This window comes from Tahibacter caeni (assembly GCF_024609805.1).
Lineage (GTDB): Bacteria > Pseudomonadota > Gammaproteobacteria > Xanthomonadales > Rhodanobacteraceae > Tahibacter > Tahibacter caeni.
Genome location: NZ_JANFVR010000451.1, coordinates 1 through 3,165, shown reverse-complemented (window position 1 = coordinate 3,165; position 3,165 = coordinate 1). Strand labels below are relative to the sequence as shown.

Sequence of the window (3,165 nt, the reverse complement as noted above, 5' to 3'; positions counted from 1 at the left end):
TGGCGATCGGTACATCACTGGAAACCGGCGCTGCAGGTATTCCAGATCCTCTTCGGCGAGGAACGGGTACCTGTCCATATGTAACCGTGGTGGCAGTTACACACTTGGATTGACAGACCCTGTCCGCACGAGTAAATAACCAGCTGATAGCTCACGAAACTAATCTATCAATTTCGGCACGTGCTTTGATGTTCAGCGACACCGGACCCGTTGCAGATTCACGCTGAACTAGCCCACGCTCGACAAGTTTGTCGATTGCAGCGTCAAGATTTGTGACGCCTTTGCAGAAGTGATTCCGTAGGGTATCCAGGGCTACTGTCTTATGCCCCCAGAAGTGCTTTGTATATAGCTTGAGGAGAATCTGACGCCCTGAAACATCGATTGCACCTATGCTTTCCAAGCCCTGAATTGACTCGTCGAGATTTTCCAGAATCTTCTCGTAGTCCTCGATACCGAAATAGTGACTGTGGGTACGCCGCACAGTTGCAACACGCGATGACCCGATGAGAACTACCTCAAAGTTCTTTTCGACGGGAAACATGTTCTCATAATTAACGTATGCAGCAATCGCTTCGTCCGGCGTTCTTCCAACGATGTCCCAGCTCACAAACTGCCCCGTATTCCAATCGAAGACAATAATCCAATTGTTTATCGGGCTTGCACTTCTCTTCTCTTTCTCCGTCAGCGTCAATATGATGTCTTCATTGACGTGACTATCGAAAGCTGGCGCAAGCGTGCTTTCGCGGATGATGTTTTCCGCTTGTTGCTTAGCTAGATTAATCTCAATGCGCGAACGAGGTGCGGGGTTTCGCCCGGACTCAATTTCAGAGAAGGCATCAGAAAGTCGCTGGAAGTAAGAAATGACTACCGGATCTCCCTCTCCTTCTTTTAGGTGATGCCCATAGATCACTGATGTTCTCTCGATACTTTCCGCCCAGTAGTGCTGAATTCGACTACGGAGCTGGAGCTCCAGTTTTCTGCCACTCCGCTCCAGCAACAGGTGAACAGATCTGTAGCCAGTGATGTCCCTTCCCTTTTCACGATAATCGGTAATCCGTGTCAGCTTAAGCTCATTTGTTTTACCAATCTTTTCGCGAAAGAACTGAACCAACTGGTCTACGGTTTCGTTCTTTTCAACGATGATTCTGCAACCGCCGATGTCTTGAAGTTGCGTCAGACGAACGCTAAGGCGATTCAACTTTCTTATGATCTGGGGCTTACGCTTGAGTCGCTGCGCAATGTAGTAGTCGTGACCGTACTCATTTAGCCAAGCTTGAAGCTCGAGCGTCGTCTTCGATAGTGGCTCAAGATGAGACTTTCGATACTCATCAAACGCGTCCTCGAGTTCGATCATATCCTCGACGTTGCGAAACCCTTCCTTCGCGAGTGCTGCACCAGCCCTATCAATTTTGTTCTTAGTGAGCGCCAAAGCATTCTCCCGATTGGCAAACTACCTTTGCGCACCAAATGTGTGTGCATTGCCGAGAGCATGCCGACAATCCCAGCGGCCTTGCAATCGGGAATTTAATACGTGAGTACAAAGTGTTGGCCGATAGACACCCCGGTTGATGGGGTGCTGTTCTCCAGACTTCCCGGCCCTCACCGGAAAGGCTTCTCGCGGCCGGCTACTTGATCTTCAGATACAACTGGTACTCCACCACGTGCTTCGCGCCACGTGTGGTGGCCAGGATGGAGACGAGTTCCACGCCACTGAAGTTGCCCGAACTGTCGAGGTTGCGCGGGAACGTCGAAATGACCGCGTTCGACGTGCCTGTGCCGGTCACCGTCACGCTCTTCCCCTTCAATGCGACGCTTTCCACTTCGATGCCTTCCGGCTTCTGGCCGGCGATCAACGCCGTGGTGGATTCCTGCGTCGGCGTTGTCGCCGCCTCCCCGCCATGAACGAATGCGGCGGGTGCCATGGCCAGAATCATCGTCATCGCCCATCGTTGCATCGGTTGCATCGGATTTCCTTGTGGGTTCATGCACGGCCTGGGAGTCGCCGGGTGCGCTGCGCTTACCCGGCTGCTTGACTGCTCTGTTCCCGTTTTGTCGAGCCGGGGCAACGTCAGCTCTTCGGGTCGGTCACCATCTTGCCCAGCAGGTCCAGCCAGAGCGTCATATCCTGCTGGTAGAGCTCATCGTCGATCTTGTTTCCGATCGGGCGCGGAATGGAGACGGTGATGTACCAGTGCAGCGACGCACTCTTGGCCTCGAGCCGGCAACTGGCGTGCCTGAGCGCGTTGGAGACGCGGTCGCACACGGGTCCGTTGACGAGGGTGAACCCCGGCGGCATGCGCTGCTTGTCGGCATCGCGCAGATACTGCCTGGGGCCGACTTCATAGTTGGCCTTGCCCGGCGGCTTGTCGTAGAAACTGGCCTCGAACAGGGAACCGGCGTCGGTTTCCGGTTCGGTCACCGGCGGCGGCTGGTACTCGCGCGCGTTGCTCGGCGCACCCGGCACCAGCTTGCCGCCCGGCAAGCGGGACAGCGTGATCGTGCCCGAGTCCTCGCAGTAGACGGGGCGGCTGTTCGGGTCGCAGCGCAGCAACGACGGTTTTGCGGCTACTTCCGGCGTCACGCAAACGAAGGTGACTTCGGCTTTGCCGAACATCTCAGAAGCATGTTCCGCGCGATCGGCGGGACAGGCGATGGCCGCCAGTTCCGGCGCCAGCGGCGCCTGGTGGTGGCAGCCGGTCAGCATGCTCGCCGTGAAGGGCAATAGCGCGACGATTGCCATTCGCGGGAATTTCGATTTTCCGGAGGGCATAGCGCGTGACGGCGTGGAAGGTAGTATCGACATACGGGCCTCTGGAATTGGTCGTCGAGATTCTATCCATCCACCTCGGAGAACGGGGGCCAGGTTCGCTTCCAGTACGGCCTGCGCCTTGCGTGGATGGACCGGATCCCCTTCATGTCCTGTTCGATCGATGGTCCCGCTGTACTGTGATGGGATTCAGCTGAATCTCGAAGTGAACCCGACCCCATTGCTCCCGCACAAGAAACGAGGGCGCCGTGAACCACGAACAGCCTGCGGTTTCGTTTGAACCGCCCCGGGAATCCCGGAGACTCGTTGGTGTGAGTCACGCCGCCATGGCGAGCTCACGCTGCTGCTGATAGTAGTTCGCTTCGGCTTCGGCGGGTGGGATGTTGCCGATTGGCCCC

The 3,165-nt window shown here is 56.2% G+C and carries 3 protein-coding genes; all 3 read right to left on the bottom strand.

What is annotated here, in order from left to right:
- Positions 1–151 precede the first annotated feature (151 nt).
- The 3 genes from NON22_RS22425 to NON22_RS22415 all read right to left on the bottom strand — a co-directional run bounded on the left by NON22_RS22425 (position 152) and on the right by NON22_RS22415 (position 2,740).
- Complete coding sequence (locus NON22_RS22425) at positions 152–1,429, bottom strand: RelA/SpoT domain-containing protein (RefSeq protein ID WP_257389216.1); 1,278 nt, start codon at positions 1,427–1,429, stop codon at positions 152–154.
- Between the two features lie 196 nt (positions 1,430–1,625).
- Positions 1,626–1,964, bottom strand: coding sequence for a PilN domain-containing protein (locus NON22_RS22420; protein ID WP_257389215.1), 339 nt, complete (start codon positions 1,962–1,964; stop codon positions 1,626–1,628).
- Between the two features lie 104 nt (positions 1,965–2,068).
- A complete protein-coding gene (locus NON22_RS22415) occupies positions 2,069–2,740 on the bottom strand; it encodes a hypothetical protein (RefSeq protein WP_257389214.1) in 672 nt (223 codons plus the stop codon).
- Between the last annotated feature and the right edge of the window lie 425 nt (positions 2,741–3,165).

Bases quoted from the DNA above. Each gene is read 5' to 3' on its own strand.
- NON22_RS22420 (WP_257389215.1), bottom strand. From the start codon at position 1,964: ATGCAACCGATGCAACGATGGGCGATGACGATGATTCTGGCCATGGCA.
- NON22_RS22415 (WP_257389214.1), bottom strand. From the start codon at position 2,740: ATGGCAATCGTCGCGCTATTGCCCTTCACGGCGAGCATGCTGACCGGC.